Raw genomic sequence first — 15,209 nt, forward strand, 5'->3', positions numbered from 1 at the left:
GAGAGCACGTCAAAGGCCTCGGTCGAGCAGTTCGGCGAGGACGATGCGGCCGAAGGCGAGGTTGCCGTGGACCTCGTCGTCGGCCTCGCACAGGTCGGGGCGTTGCAGTCCGTCCGGGCCGGTGGTCCGGTGGCGCAGGTCCACGACGTCGACACCGAGTTCCGTGACGGCCAGCCGGATGCGCTCCTGCGCCGCCAGGAAAACGGCGGCGTCGGACTGGCCCGGGACCCGCTGCGGAGGCATCACCGCAAGGACCCGCAGGCCCAGGTCCACGGCGTATTCGTAGAACGCGAGCGCGTCCCGTACGGCGGCGCGCACGACGGTGTCGAACAGGGTGCCGGCGAGGAGAGCGGGAGGGACGGCGCCGCCGCGGTCGCGGTAGATGTCCCAGTTCTCCCGTAGCGCGACGAAGTGCGCGCAGAACCCGAACGTCGCGACCAGCGGTATGCCCAGCTCGGCGAGGGCGCCCACGCCGAGTTCCTTGAGGAAGCGGCGGTAGTGTTCCTCGGCTTCGCCGGAGTGGAAGACCACGTCGCTGCCGCTGCCGCTGCCGCTGGTGCCGTGGCGGGTGGCGAAGAAGCTGTCGGTGAACTCCCGTCCGGCACCGATGGGGCCGCCCTGGAACGGGATGCCGGCCTGCCGGGCGGCCTGTCCGATCGGTCCCGCGTGGGAGTCGCCGAGCAGCAGGAACCTAGCGGGGGCTGTAGTAGTCAAGGACGGCATCCTCACAGGCGGCATCTGCCGAACGGGCGGGGGCGTTGTGACCGGGCCGCACCTGCGGTGCCCGGTGGTGGAGTCCGGCCACGAAGTGCCGCATCACGAAGTCGACTCCCTCGGGGGTGACGGTGCGGTGGTTGGGGCCGAAGAACCGGCTGCCGAACACGGGGCCGGTGATGAGCTCGTAGGAGGGGAAGTAGTCGATGTCCGGATCCTCGAGTGCGAGTTGCCCGGCGACCGCGCGCAGCACGGACTTGGTGTAGCCGTTGGCGGCCAGCGCGTGAGCGCCGGTGGCGGTCGCGGTCAGGGGCTGCGGTGAGACCGTCAGCAGGATCCGCAGGCCGGGATTGACCAGCCGTGCCATCGCGATCGCCTCGGTCATGTCCCGGTGGGCCTCGGCGAACGTGAAGTTGTGCAGGACGTACCGGGAGGCGTCGAAGGTGCCGCGCACGGTGCCGGGGCAGGTGGGGTGCACCGTGCCGTCGACGGTGTCGAGCCAGGCTTCGGTGAGCCCCATGGTGAAGACCAGGCAGCTCGCCTTCATGACGGCGGTGCGGATGGCGTCGAGCGTGACGTCGCGCGCCAGCAGCATCTCGGCCGGGGAGACGAACCCGTCGGGTTCGATCGCCGGCCGGTAGGGGTCGACGCAGCGCTCCCCGTCGGGCCACGCCTCCTGGGGCGGCTGCGTGTGATCCAGGGCCCACGACAGCCACTGACGCAGGACGGCGGGCGTGTAGATGTTGCCCGTGCGGAACGAGAAGGCGCCGTAGTTGCGGTACCGGCGCTCCTCGCGGGTCAGGCCCGGCGGGGCGGGTTCGGCGTCGAGCCAGTTCATGCCCGAGTCCAGCAGCGCCCGGCCGATCTGCGCGGCGAAGCAGGATCCCGCGGTGACGACCGGGTCGTCCTGGCCGAGGGCGAACTTGGGCCTCCAGACGTCGTCGATGTCCAGCGGGTCCGGTTCGGCGACGGCCGGCCGCCAGAACGACCGGACCGGCAGGTACTGGTAGGGGTTCACAGAGCGCGCTCCGATGTGTGCTCGCGGTCGGGCCGGGGACCGGCTGCGACGTCCGCGAGGGTCGAGGTGATGGTCTCGGCCACGGTGTGGACGTGCGGCGGTGCGACGACGCCGTAGTGGTCGGTGGGAAGCGTTCGCCGCAGGGCGGAGGCGGGCAGGCACGCGTCCCACTGGCGGGCCGTCTCCCGCGGGTCGCCGGGTGCGGGCACGCCCGCCGTGGGCTGTTCGGCCAGCCACAGGAGGGTGGGGGTGAGGGTGAGCGGCCGTACCCGGTGCTCGCCCAGAGCGTGCAGGTTGGCTCGGCAGCAGCGGGCCAGCCGCTCGGCGTACGCCTGCGCGTGCTCCGCCGACGCCGCCGAGGCTCCGGCACCGAGTTCGGCGGCGAACACCGTCTCGAGATGGGTCTCGTCGTAGGCGGCGACCAGCGCGTCCGCCCGCGGCGGCGGGGGATCGAGCAGACAGAGGGCGTGCACCGGGTCTCCCGCGGCCTCGGCGAGGGCGGCCATCTCCATGGCGACGCGGGCGCCGAAGGACCAGCCCGCCAGGTGCAGCCGGTGCTCCCGTGCGCCGAAGCGCTCGCGCAGGGCAGCGTCGTAGAGGCGGGCGCGTTCGGCCAGCGACCAGGAGGGCAAGCCGGGGGAGCGCAGGGCAGGGTCGGCGATCAGGCACACGGTCGGCTCGGGTCCCAGCGCCGCCGCCAGCGACCGGTAGGCCTGGATGTCGCCGCCGACCGGGTGCACCAGGCACAGCACTGCCGAGCCGGTGCCCTCCTGCCAGACGTCGACGGTGACCGGCGACGTGGTGAGGGCCATCCGGTGGGCGGGCGCGGGGGCGAGGGCCTCCTGGAGGTGCTTGAGGATCTCCACGAGACTGACCCGGTGGCTGAAGGTGGCCAGGTCGAACTCGACACCGTAGTCGTCCTCGATCTGCGCGATCAGACTGAGCAGGGTCAGCGAGTCCGCGCCGAGGTCGTACAGCGAGTCGTCCGGGGCGAAGTCGTCCACACCGAGCAGGTCCTGGATCACGCGGGTCATGACAGCGGCGCGCTCGGCGGACTCGGCGGCGTCCGCGGTCGCCGCCTCGTCGGCCGCGTCCCGCGCCGGTCCGGCCGGCACCCCGGCCGCAGGCTCCGTCCGCGCCTGCGGGGCAGGCGCGTAGAAGGCCCGGGAGGACTCGATGTCCGTGGTGGAGACGAGGAGCTGGGGCAGCTGCAGGGCCAGCGCCCGGCCGAAGACCGCCATGCCCTCCTCGACCGTCAGCCCCACCTCCAGGTGGGCCTGGTGGCGGCTGTCCGCGGCCGGCGCTCGCGTCGCCATTCCCGTCTCGCGCCAGATGTCCCAGTCGACGCTGATCCGGACCGTCCTGTCGGTCTCGGCGGCGCGGTGGTGGGCGAAACCGTCGAGAAGGCTCGCGCCGGCGGCGTAGTCCGTGTGGCCGGTGCCTCCGAGCAGAGCGGCCATGGAGGAGCAGTACACCGCGAGATCCGGGCGGAAGGTCTCGATCAGGCGTTCCACGACGAGGGCGCCGTTCTCCCTGGCGGCCGCGCCGGCGCGCATCGCTCCGGCGTCGCGGCGCAGCAGCAGGCTGCCGAAGCCCTGGCCGGCGGCGTGGATCACGCTGTCCAGCCGTGCGGTGTGCGCGGCGACGGCCGCCGCCGCCTCGTGCGGGGGCAGCGCCGCGAGATCGGCTTCGACGAGTGTGATGCGGCCGGCCCAGCGGGCGAGCTCCTCGGGCAGCCGAGGCTTCCTCGACAGCAGCAGGATCCGTCCGTCCGTGTGCTCCAGCAGCCACGCGGCGACGGCCCGGCCGATGCCGCCCGTCCCGCCCAGGACCAGGTGGACCGTGTCGTCGCCGGACGGAACGACCGGCTCGGCGGCGGGCATCGTCGGCACGGGTGCGATGCCCGGTCGCCACCAGTAGCCCTGCCGCAGCGCGAGCTGCCGGGGCAGCGCCGGGCCGGTCGGGTCCTGGGGCGCACGGCGCATCTGGGCGATGACCGAGGCGACGTGGGGTGCCCACCGGGCGAGGCCGCCGTCGGGGAGGTCCAGCCAGTGTCCGGCCAGGACGTTCTCCTGGTGGGCGACCTCGACCGGCCCCGCGAGGAGGGCCAGTTCGGGTCGCTGCACCGTGCCGTTCACCGGACGCGCGCCGTACGACAGCCACCACACACGGGGGGATCCGGTGTGGCCGGACACCGCCTGCGCCAGGGCGGCGGTGGTGTCCAGACAGGCGTGGCGTGCTTCCGCCAGCGCGCCCATACCGACAGGCCCTGCCACCGCCAGAGGCAACGCGTGTACCCACTCGGTGTCGGCGAGACAGTCGCCGACCTCCTCGGACAGCGCGTCGAACAGCAGGCGCAGGGACGCCGGGTCGGCCGGATCGGCCTCGTAGACGTCCGGCCCGCGGCGCGCGAAGGCGTCGGCAGGGCGCACCCGCACCACACGGGCCCCCACCGTCCCGAAGGCGTCGAACGCCTCTCGTGGCACCGTCCACGGAGCCACGACGAACACGACGCGGGCGCGCTGGGACCGTGGGACGGTGCCGTCCTGGGTCGCGCGGCGCAGTCGGACCCAATACGGCTGGTGCAGCCACTCGGCCTGCGGCAGCCTTCGGGGGCCGGTCGGTACGGCCTTCGGCGTACGGTCGAGCTCGTACGGCGCGAGCGCGAAGGACGGGGGTGGGAAGTCCCAGGGAGCCGGGGCCGGGCCCGGCTGCCAGTCGATGTTCCGGCCAGCGTTCCACTGCCGGGCGAGGTCGTGTGCCGCACGGTCCGCCGCGGGAACCGGGGGCGTGTCCGGGTCCAGTACGGCGTGCGGGATCTCGCCGGCGGCCACTGAGCTCAGCCAGCGCACCGCGGAGTCGACGCCGGACACGGGTGCCGCGACCCGCAGGGGGCGTGCCGGGCGCCCGGCCTGAAGGTGGCGCAGCGCCGGCTCGTAGTGTTCGGGACGCAGCCGCAGGTGCTCCGCGATCCGGGCGGCATCGGCCGTGAGGGCCCGGGCACTGGACGCGGAGAGCACCAGGCACTCCGGGACCGTCGCCGACGGATCCGTGCCGGCCCGGGTCTCCGGCTCCAGGACGACGTGTGCGTTCGTACCGCCGATGCCGAAGCTGCTGACCGCGGCGACCCGTGCGCGTCCCGCTGGCCACGCCGTGGCCCGGGTGGGGACGTGGAAGGGAGTGGGGTCGGGGCCGATCTCCGGGTTGAAGGCCCGGAAGTTGAGGTTGGGCGGGATGGTGCCGTGGTGCAGTGCCAGGGCGGCGCGCACGAGGCCGACCACGCCGGCGGCCGCTCCCAGGTGCCCGAGCTGGCTCTTGACCGAGCTGAGCGCGCAGCGGCCGGACTCGCCGACGTCGAACGCCTGGCGCAGCGCGCTCACTTCGATGGGATCGCCCAGCCGGGTGCCGGTTCCGTGTGCCTCGACATAGCCGAGGTCGGCGCCGGTGCGTCCAGCCCGGGCAAGGGCGGTGCGGATCACCTCGCGCTGCCCGGCCAGGGACGGCGCGGTGTAACTCATCTTGGCCGCGCCATCGTTGTTGATCGCGGAGCCGGTGATGACCGCGTAGACGGTGTCGCCGTCGCGGCGGGCGTGCCGCAGCGGTTTGAGGACCACGACGCCGATGCCGCTGGCGCCGACCGTGCCGGTCGCGTCGTCGCTGAAGGGCCGGCAGTCGCCGTCGGCGGAGAAGATGTGCTGCGGGCGGTAGCGGTAACCGCCGGTCAGTCCGGGGTCGATGAGCACGCCGCCGGCGAGCATCACGTCGGCGTCGCCCTGACGGAGCAGACCGGCCGCGAGGTGCACGGCGACCAGGGAGCTGGAGCACGCCGTCTGGGCGCTGAAGGCCGGGCCGGTCAGGCCGAGGTGGTAGGCCGCCTTGGTGGCCAGGAAGTCCTTCTCGTGGTGCAGGGCGAGCTGGAAGCCGTCGGGCAGCCGGGCGGGGTCCGCCTCGCGCAGCAGGGACTGGAAGTACGTGTTCTCCCCGGCGCCGGCGACCAGCCCCACGCGGGTGGCGGAGGTGTCCCGGACACCCGCGTGGGCCAGGGCCTGGACACAGGCCATCAGCAGGTGGCGCTGCTGGGGGTCCATCAGGCGTGCGTCGTGCGGGCTGATGCCGAAGTGGCCCGGGTCGAAGTCGAACATGCCGTCGAGCGTGCTGTGTGCGCCGACGACACCCTCGGGGGCGTCGAAACGGCGGATGCCGGTGCCGCCGGAGACCACCAGGTCCCAGAACGCGGCCAGGTCCGGGGCGCCCGGCACGCGTACGGCCATGCCGACGATCGCGATCGGCTCGGCGGGGTCCGTGCCGACGCCCTCCCCCGTGGCCTCCACGGCAGCCGTCCGGGAGCCGGGGACGTCCTCGGCGGCGAGGTGGCGGGCCAGGGCGCGGACGGTGACGTGCTCGAACAGCTCGGCGACGCCGAAGCGCAGGCCGAGTTCGGTGGTGCAGCGCAGATGGAAGCGCATGAGGGTGAGGCTGGAGGCACCCGCCTCGAAGAAGGTCTGGTCGGGCTCGATGCTCGCCCCGGTGACCGCCTCGAAGGCGGCGGTGAGCCGTGCCTCCTGGGCCGACAGCCTGGCGCGGGCGGCGACCGTGCGGCGAATGTCCTCGCCCGGCGCCCGCAGCGCCGCCTTCCGGTCCAGCTTGCCGCTGGGGGTACGCGGCAGGGCCGTGAGCCGGCGGAAGCGGTCCACGCGGACGTAGGAGGGCAGCAGCGCGGCGAGGTGGGCGGTGAGATCTTCGGCGGTCGGGGTCTCGTCACGGAACTCGAGACAGGCCGTCAGCCTGTCGCCGTCACGGGCCACGACGGCGTTGACCACCGCCGGATGACGCAGCAGGGCCGCTTCGACGGAGCCGAGTTCCAGCCGGTGGCCGCTCAGCTTGATCTGCTGGTCGTCACGGCCCGCGTAGTGCAGCAGGCCGTCGTGGTCGAACCAGGCCCGGTCGCCGCTGCGGTAGAACAGGCCCTCACCGGGCACGTCGAGGAAGCGCTCGTCGTCGAGGACGGGGTCGTCGAGGTAGCAGCGGGTGGTCATGGTGCCGCCGAGCAGCAGTTCGCCGGTGCAGCCGGGCGGGAGAGCGTCGCCGAGGGCGTCCACCACCCGCAGGTCGGCGCCGGCCACCGGCCGTCCGATGGCGGGCCGCTCGGGCCACTGCCGCGGGTCCCCCTCCAGACACAGGGCGCTGACCACGTGCGTCTCGGTGGGACCGTAGTGGTTGAAGAGGCGGGCGCCCGGCAGTCCCGCGAACCAGCGGCGGATGGTGTCGGTGCACACCAGCTGCTCGCCTGCGGTGACCACTTCACGCAGCCGGGACGGGTATCTGCCCAGGCGCACCCCGTACTCGGCGAGCAGTTGCAGCGCCACGTACGGCATGAAGATCCGCTCGGCTCCCGCGGACTCCAGCCGGTCCAGGAGGGCGGGGACGTCCTGGCGCCAGCCGGGTTGTACGAGCTGGAGCCTGCCGCCGGTGCACAGCGTCCCGAAGATCTCCTGGAAGGAGACGTCGAAGGACAGCATCGAAAACTGCTGGGTCGCCGCCGAAGCGGCCAGACCTCCGGGCCCGGACTGCCACTGGATCAGGTCGCACAGGGTGCGGTCGGATATCTGGACACCCTTGGGGGTGCCGGTGGACCCGGAGGTGAACAGCGTGTACAGCGGCCGGTCGCCGTCGTGCGTGCGTCCGTCGTACGGGGCCGTCGCGCTCTCGGCCGGCCGTGGTGCGAGGGCGACGGGATGGCGGACGATGCCGTCCGGGAGCAGAACGTCGAGTGCCGATGCGGGCTCGGAGGCCGTCAGTACGCACAGGGGGTCGACCCGCTCCAGGACGTGGCGCAGCACCTCGGCCGGGTAGGAGGGGTCCAGGGGGACAGCGGTGACGTTCAGCCGGGCCAGCGCCAGCAGCGCCACCACGTGCTCGGCCGACGGGTCCAGGTACAAGGCCGCCCGGCAGGGGGTGCCGTCGACCGGGATCGGGTAGCGGTCGGCCAGGTCCGCGGCGAGGGCCGCGGCGTGGGCGTCGAGCTCCGCGTAGCTCAGGGAGTGTCCGTCCGCGGTCACGACGGCGCAGGCGTGCGGGGTGCGCACGACCTGGTGTGCGAAACCCTCGGCGACGGTGGTGAAGCCCGGTTCGGGGGCGGGCCCGCGTCCGAACCGCGGCAGGGAGCGCCGGTAGGGGGCGACCAGTTCCCGCGGGGTGGAGCGCCCGCCCGCGGCGAGTGCGTCCACGCCCCGCCGCAGCAGGTCGGCCATCGCCTCGACGGCCTCGCCGGTGAAGCGGTCCTCGGCGTACTCCCACAGCAGGTCGAGCCCGTCGGCATGTTCGAGGACGGAGACCGTCATCGGGCACTTGGCCTCCGGGGCGGCCCACCACAGAGGACGCTGGGCACAGCCCGGCAGACGCAGTGCGCCGAAGTCGGTGTTCTCCAGGACGAACAGCACGTCGAACGGGGTGCCGTCGCCGACGGCCTCCCAGCCGGTCAGCACGTCGGCGAGGGCCACGTCCTGGCGCTGTAGCACCTGCCCGGTGTCGGCTCCGGTACGGGTGAGCTGGGAGCGCAGGCCCTCACCCGGTGACACCGTCACCGGCAGCAGCACGGTGTTGGCCAGCATCCCCACGCTGTCCTGGAAGTCGCGGACGGGGCGGTTGGCGACCGGGGCGGCGATGCGGGGGCGGAGCAGGCCGGTCGCGCCGTACAGGCTCCAGGAGAATGCGCCCAGCAGCACCTGGAAGCGGGTCAAGCCGAGCTCGGCGCAGAGCCGGTCGACCTCGGCCCGGCGCACCACGTCGAGGGTGGTGTGGAGGAGCTGAGCCCGCGGTGCCGGACCGCCGGCCCGGTCCAGAAGCGGTTCCTGGGGTTCCTCCAGGCCTCGGTAGTAGGCCAGAAGCTCGTTACGCCGCTCCTGGTAGGCGGCGGTGGCGAACCAGTCGGACTGCCAGGCGGCGAAGTCCAGCGGGGTGGGTGCCGCTGTCCTGCTCTCGCCGGCGTCGGTACCGGTACCGGTTTCGGCGTAGGCGGTGGACAGATCCTGGAGCAGGACGCTCAGCGACCAGCCGTCGACGGCAATGTGGTGCAGGTGCAGCAGCAGGGTGCCGCCGCCGTCGTCGGGCATCCAGCAGGCCCGCAGCATGCGCGGCACGGCGAGGTCGAAGGGTTCGGCGAAGAAGGTGTCGGCGAAGGCGTGCGCCTCCTGCTCGTCCCACGTGCGGCCCTCGCCCGGATCGTGCCAGGGGTCGTACGGCTCGTCGACGGTCTGCCGCAGCCCGTGCGGTCCGAGGGCGAAGCCCGTGCGCAGTGCTTGGTGGCGTGCCACCACGGTCCGCAGCGCCCGCCGCAGCGCGGTGGTGTCGACGGGTCCGTCCACACGGAAGGCCTGGTTGACGGAGTAGGCGCGGGACGAGGGAGTACGACGCTGCAGCAGCCACAGGCGTTCCTGCTCGGCGGTGGCGGCCGCCGACCGGGCGTCGGTCCTCTGCGGCGCCGGGTAGGTGCTCTTCTCGCCCGTCCCGGCCGCGGCGACGGCCCGCGCGATGCCGGCCATGTCTGCGTGGAGGACGTCCGTCTGCGCCACGTCGCAGCCCCATCGCCGGCGGATCGCGAAGCAGAGCCGCAAGGCCTTCAACGAGTCGCCACCACTGGCGATCCACCGGTCGCCGAGCCCGAGGCCCGTCGTCTGCAGGATGTCCTCGGCCAGTTCCAGGACCTCCCGCTCGGTACCCGTCGCGGTGCGGGCGTCCGTCGCGGCGGGCCGCCAGGGCCGGTCGGCCAGCCGCAGCAGGGCGGCCTGGTCGACCTTGCCATTGGCGTTGAGCGGCAGTTCCTTGAGGCGATGAATTTGGTGCGGGCGCATGTAGGCGGGCAGGTGGGCCGTCAGATGGGCGTCGAATTCCTCGTAGGACAGATCCTGTTGCAGGACCACGAACGCCAGCAGTTCGTTCGGGCCCTCTTCGCCCGCGCGCCGGGTGCACACATGGGCCCGCCGGATCGCCGGATGGGACAGGACCCGGCGTTCCACCTCGCCGGGCTCGATCCGGAAGCCGCGGACCTTGACCTGGCGGTCGGTCCGGCCGACGTACTCGATCCGGCCCTCGTCGTCGCACCGCACCAGGTCCCCGGTGCGGTAGTACCGCTCGGCGCCGCCGTCGAGCCATGCCAGTCGTACGAAGCGCCGCTCGGTCTCCTCGGGAAGGTTGCGGTAGCCGGCCGCGAGTCCCTCGCCGCTGAGCAGGAGCTCGGCCACCTCGCCGGGCGCGGCGGTCTTCTCCTGGCCCGGTACGACCAGGACGGCACCGGTCTGCGGCAGGGGCCGGCCGATGGGCACCACGTCACCGGTGAAGTCCCGCGGGATCGGGTGGCACAGGGCGAAGGTGGTGGACTCCGTCGGCCCGTAGATGTTGAAGAGACGGGTGGCGCTGTCCGCGTTGTCCTCGTACCAGCGGCGCATCACCCGGGGGTTGAGCTGCTCGCCGCCCACCAGTACCTCACCGGCCGCGGCGAAGCAGTCCGGCACGGCCGTCACCATCGCGTTGAACAGGGCGGTCGTGATGAAGACGGTGTCCACCCGCTCACGGCGCAGTGCCGCGGCCAGCCGCTCGGGGGTCTGCACGTCGCCGTCGCGCAGGATCACGCAGCAGCCGCCGGTCAGCAGCGGTGCCCAGACCTCGAAGCTCAGCGCGTCGAACGCCGGATTGGCTAGGCAGGAGTAGCGCAGGCCCGGGGCGATGCGGACGTATCCGGGCCGGGCCAGGCGCATGATGCCCGAGTCGCGGACCTCGACGCCCTTGGGCCGCCCGGTCGTGCCGGAGGTGTAGAAGAGGAAGGACACCTCGGGCGCGGCGGGAGGGGCGGACGCGGCGGAGACCGCGGACGCGGCTTGCGTCGGTGCGGGCACCAACCGGTCGACATCGAGCGACGTGACGCCGGGCGGCAGCTCCGTCGCCGTCCACGCGGAGGGGTGCACCAGGGCGGCCGCCGCGGAGTCCTCCAGGATGAAGCGGCGCCGGTCGGCGGGGCTCTGCGTGTCCAGGGGCACCACCTGGGCGCCCAGCCGCAGGACGCCCAGCATCACGCAGACCAGCTGCCATGAGCGCGGCAGCGCCACCGCGACCGCCTGACCGGCGCGCACGCCCTCGCGGCGCAGGGCCTCGGTCACGGCGGCGGCCGTGGCGTCGAGGGTCGCGTAGTCCAGCCGTACCTCGCCGTCGGCGACGGCCTCGGCCTGCGGGGTGCGCAGGGCCTGGCGGTAGACCTCCAGGGCGATCCCGGTCGGTGCGCCGTCGGCCGTCACCGTGCCGGTCGGGGATGCGGTGGCTCGCGTCTCCATCACGCCTCCCGCGCGGTGGTGGGGCGGGAGGACCCGGTGCCGGCACGGCCTGGGCCGGAGGCCAGAAGATCGAGTTCGGCGACGAGGACCGCGGCGACGTGCGGGAGCCCGACGCTCTCCAGCATGTCCCAGTGACCGCAGGCCACCGGCTCGACCAGGAAGTCGCCGCTGACGCGGTGCTGCCAAAAGGCGCGCAGCCGGGCGGCGGCCTGCTCCGCGTCCTCGTCGTCCACGGCCGTCGCCTGCATCAGCACGACACGGGCCGGCGAGTCGGGTACGACGTAGTCGCGGGCCGTCTCGCGGTGGTGGTTGTACACGGTCAGGTAGCGGGCCACCTGGTCGTCGTCGATGCCGGGGTACATGCCGTTGAAGCGGACCAGCTTCTCCCGGAACTCCGCCATGCCCACGGGTGCGAGCGCGGCGTGGCGCTGCGCGTCGTCGGCACCGTGGGTGTCGAGCAGGACCACGCTGACCTTCCGGTGTCCGGTCGCCATCAGACGGCGACCCATCTCGTAGGCGACGAGGCCGCCGTAGGACAGTCCGCACAGCACGATTTCCTCGTCCGGGCGGGCGTCGACGAGCCGCAGATATGCGAGGGCCATCGCCTCGACGCCGGGCAGGGTGGACTCACCGGGATCGATCCCGGGCGCCTGCAGTCCCAGCACGCCCACGTCGTCGGGAAGCGCCGCGGACAGCGGCAGATAGCAGAAGGCGGTACCGCCGGCCGGATGGACACACACCACACGCTGCCGGCCACGGCCGGCGCGGAACTCGACGAGACTGCTGTGCTCCGCGGACCGCGGGGGCCCGGATCCGTCGCCGCGCACCCGTTCGGCGAGCGCCTCGATGGTCGGGTGCAGCATGACGTCCCGTACCGGCAGGCCGACGCCGAACTCCTCCTGGACGGCGGAGGCCATCTTGATCGCGGAGATCGATGTTCCGCCGAGCTCGAAGAAGTCGTCTCCGACGCCGATGTCCGGGTGGACCAGTACGCGCCGCCAGATCCGGTGGAGCGCCATCTCGACGTGGTCACGGGGGGCGGCGGTGTTGACCCGTTCGGCGTGGGCCCCCGCGGTGGCGCGCAGCACGGCCGCGCGGTCCACCTTGCCGCTGCGGTTCAGCGGCAGGCTCGTGAACTCGGCGAACACGGCGGGGATCATGTAGTCGGGCAGGCGGTTCTTCAGGGCGGCGCGCCACTCGTACGCCGTCCGCGTCATGTCGCTGTCGCATCCCACACCCGCGACCAGGCGGGGGCCACCCGGGGTGTCACGGTCGGCCAGGACCACGGCCTGCCGTACCCCGGGCACCGCCAGCAGGGCCGCCTCGACCTCGCCGGGTTCGATGCGGAAGCCGCGCAGCTTGAGCTGGTCGTCGCGGCGGCCGACGTATGCGGCGTTGCCGTCCGGCAGCCAGCGCGCCAGGTCGCCGGTGCGGTAGACGCGCTCGCCAGGCACGAACGGGTCGGGCAGGAAGCGCTCGTCGGTGAGGTCGGGCCGGTGGAGATATCCGCGGGCCAGGCTCGCCCCGCCGAGATAGACCTCGCCGGGCACTCCGACGGGCACCGGGCGCATCCGGTCGTCCAGCAGGTACAGGCGGGTGCCGCGCAGCGGCCGCCCGATGGGGCAGGGGCGTTCGTACGGCTGGGGGTCGGTGTAGGCGGTGGAGTAGAGCGTGGCCTCGGTCGGGCCGTAGCCGAAGCAGATGCGCAGACCGGGCAGCAGCTGGCACATGCGGTGCAGGGCGCCCTCGGGCAGGGACTCCACCCCGGTCAGCAGCCGGCGCAGGCTCAGTCCGGACAGGCGGGTGGCCGGGTCCTCGTCGATCCACAGCACATAGGACGGAGGCAGGAAGGTCTGCGTGACCTTGTGCTCGCGCAGCCAGTCCATGAGCCGCGCCGGGTCGCCGCGCAGCTCGTCGGGGACGATGTGGAGCTCGGCCCCGGTGGTCAGCGGCATGAGGAGCTCGTGCACGGAGGCGTCGAAGCCGATGCTCGACCAGGCCGACGCCGCCTCACCGGGGGCGTCGCCCATGAGCTCGCGCCAGTGGTCGAAGAGGTTGACGACGCTGCCGTGGGTGACCGCGACCCCCTTGGGGCGGCCGGTCGATCCGGAGGTGTAGATGACGTACGCGAGCCGGCTCGGGTCCTCCCCGACCTCCGGTGCGTCGTCGCGGGCTCCTTCGGCCTCGACGTCGGCCAGGGTCTCCCACAGGTCCCGTCCGCCGGCGAGTTCCACCTGGTCGGTGAGGACCAGCGCCGGCTCGGCGTCGTCCACCATGGCCGCGAGCCGTTCCGAGGGCTGTCCCGGGTCCAGCGGCAGGTAGGCGGCACCGGCCTTGAGGATGCCGAGCACCCCGACGACGAGTCCGGCGGTCCGTCCGGTGTGCACGCCCACGACGTCGTCGGGCCGGACGCCACGGGCGATCAGCGCGTGGGCGAGCCGGTTGCTCCTGCGGTCGAGCGTCGCGTAGTCGAGTTCCGTGTCCCCGGCCACCACGGCCGGCTGGCGGGGCCGTTCGCGCACCTGTGCCGCGAACCGCTCCAGCAGGCCCGCCGCCGTGGGCGCGCCCGGTATGTCCGCGGCGGGTCCGTTGCTGAATGCGGTGAGGAGTTCTTGCCGCTCGTCCTCGTCCAGCAGTGTCAGGTCGGCCACCAGGGCCTCGGGGTTCTCGGTCATCAGGCGCAGTACGCGCAGGAACTGGCGTGCGAACCGTTCGACGGTCGCGCGGTCGAAGAGGGCCACGGCGTAGTCGATCTCGCCGCTGAGACGGGTCCCCTCGTCGGCCAGGGCCAGGACCATGTCGAACTTGGCGGGGACGTGTGCGGCGTCCTCCCGCAGTTCGACGTCGAGGCCGGGCAGCCGGAGTTCGTTCCGCATGGAGGGGACCCAGGCGAACATGGTCTGGAAGAGGGCCGTGTAGGCCGGGCTGCGCGGAGGGTTGACCAGTTCCACGACGCGTTCGAAGGGCAGGTCCACGTGCTTGAGGGCCCCGCGGATGCGGTGGTTGACCTGCTCCATCGCCTCGGTGACGCTGGGGCGGCCGGAGAGGTCCGCGCGCAGGGCCAGGGTGTTGACGAAGAAACCGATCAGGCCCTCGACGTCCCCGCGGCGACGGTTCGACGTGGGGGCGCCGACGACCACGTCGTCCTGCCCGGAAAGCAGCGACAGCAGCACCGACCAGCCGGTCAGCACGGTCGCGTACAGGGAGACCCCGGTGCGCTCGGCGAGGTCGCGCAGGGCCTGGGTGAGTTCCTCGCCGACGGTCACGGCCACCCGGTCGCCGTGGAAGACCTGCTCCGGCGGGCGGGGGCGGTCGGTGGGCAGGGAGATCACGGCCGGGACGCCGACCAGCGTGTCGGTCCAGTACTCGGCGTGCGCGGCGGGTTCCTCCCCCGACATCCACTCCCACTGCCAGCGGGTGTAGTCGCTGTACTGCCAGACCAGCTCCGGCAGCGCCGCGTCCTCGCCCTGCCGGAGCGCGGTGTACACCAGGCCCAGTTCGCGCAGCAGCGTCGAACGGGACCAGCCGTCGAAGACGATGTGGTGGGCCATCAGCAACAGGACGTGGTGGTCCGGTCCGAGGGCCACGAGACGGCCGCGCACCATGGGCTCCTCGCCGAGGCGGAACGGAGTGCCCTCCACCGCCCGCCGCGCCTGCTCGAACCGCCGGGCGGCGTCCGGGAGTCCGGTCAAGTCCTCGAAGGTCACCGGGAAACCGGTCTCCGGCGGATCGACGACCTGGAGCGCGCTGCCGCCGGAAGGCACCAGACGCGTGCGCAGGGCTTCGTGGCGGGCGGCGAGCAGATGAAGCGCCTGGATGAGCAGGTCGCGGTCCAGCGGGCCCAGGATGTCGAAGGGCATCGGCTCGTTGTAGGCGGCGCTGGCGTCTCCGTCCATGCGCGCCATGACCCACAGCCGTTCCTGCCCGAGGGACAGCGGCACGGGAGACGATACGTCGTCCGAGTGACGGGTGACTGGGATTCGGGCGGCAGACACGGAAAACCCTTCACGAGAAAAGAACGCGGTTCGGACACCGGATCCAGCGATTCAAGGGCGCCTGGATGCAGGCGCGCAAAGTACGGGGATGCCGGTTCCGCGATGCGGAGGAAATGTTTCCTTCAAGGCCGCCGGGACGCGCGAGGTCGGAATTGCTCG

The 15,209-nt window shown here is 72.9% G+C and carries 4 protein-coding genes; all 4 read right to left on the reverse strand.

What is annotated here, in order from left to right; all coding sequences use genetic code 11:
* Positions 1–9 precede the first annotated feature (9 nt).
* From FNH09_RS02560 to FNH09_RS02575, 4 genes are read right to left on the reverse strand one after another with little or no spacing between them, the layout of a single operon-like run.
* On the reverse strand, positions 10–723 hold the full coding sequence (locus tag FNH09_RS02560) for a hypothetical protein (protein WP_238426406.1): 714 nt from the start codon (positions 721–723) through the stop codon (positions 10–12).
* Positions 692–1,732 carry a GSCFA domain-containing protein gene (locus tag FNH09_RS02565; RefSeq protein WP_162468018.1) on the reverse strand — a complete coding sequence of 347 codons (1,041 nt, stop codon included), beginning with the start codon at positions 1,730–1,732 and terminating at the stop codon, positions 692–694. The genes FNH09_RS02560 and FNH09_RS02565 overlap by 32 nt, the downstream gene beginning before the upstream one ends.
* A complete protein-coding gene (locus FNH09_RS02570) occupies positions 1,729–11,055 on the reverse strand; it encodes a non-ribosomal peptide synthetase (protein WP_152884641.1) in 9,327 nt (3,108 codons plus the stop codon). Before FNH09_RS02570 ends, FNH09_RS02565 begins: the two co-directional genes overlap by 4 nt.
* Positions 11,055–14,996 (reverse strand): non-ribosomal peptide synthetase, encoded by a 3,942-nt coding sequence (locus FNH09_RS02575; protein ID WP_338017443.1) that lies wholly within the window; start codon positions 14,994–14,996, stop codon positions 11,055–11,057. Before FNH09_RS02575 ends, FNH09_RS02570 begins: the two co-directional genes overlap by 1 nt.
* Between the last annotated feature and the right edge of the window lie 213 nt (positions 14,997–15,209).

Source organism: Streptomyces adustus, from assembly GCF_009377175.1.
In the GTDB taxonomy this organism is placed as follows: Bacteria; Actinomycetota; Actinomycetes; order Streptomycetales; family Streptomycetaceae; genus Streptomyces; species Streptomyces adustus.

Excerpts from the sequence above, each read along its gene's own strand:
- FNH09_RS02560 (WP_238426406.1), bottom strand. The coding sequence starts at position 723 with ATGCCGTCCTTGACTACTACAGCCCCCGCTAGGTTCCTGCTGCTCGGC.
- FNH09_RS02570 (WP_152884641.1), bottom strand. The coding sequence starts at position 11,055 with ATGGAGACGCGAGCCACCGCATCCCCGACCGGCACGGTGACGGCCGAC.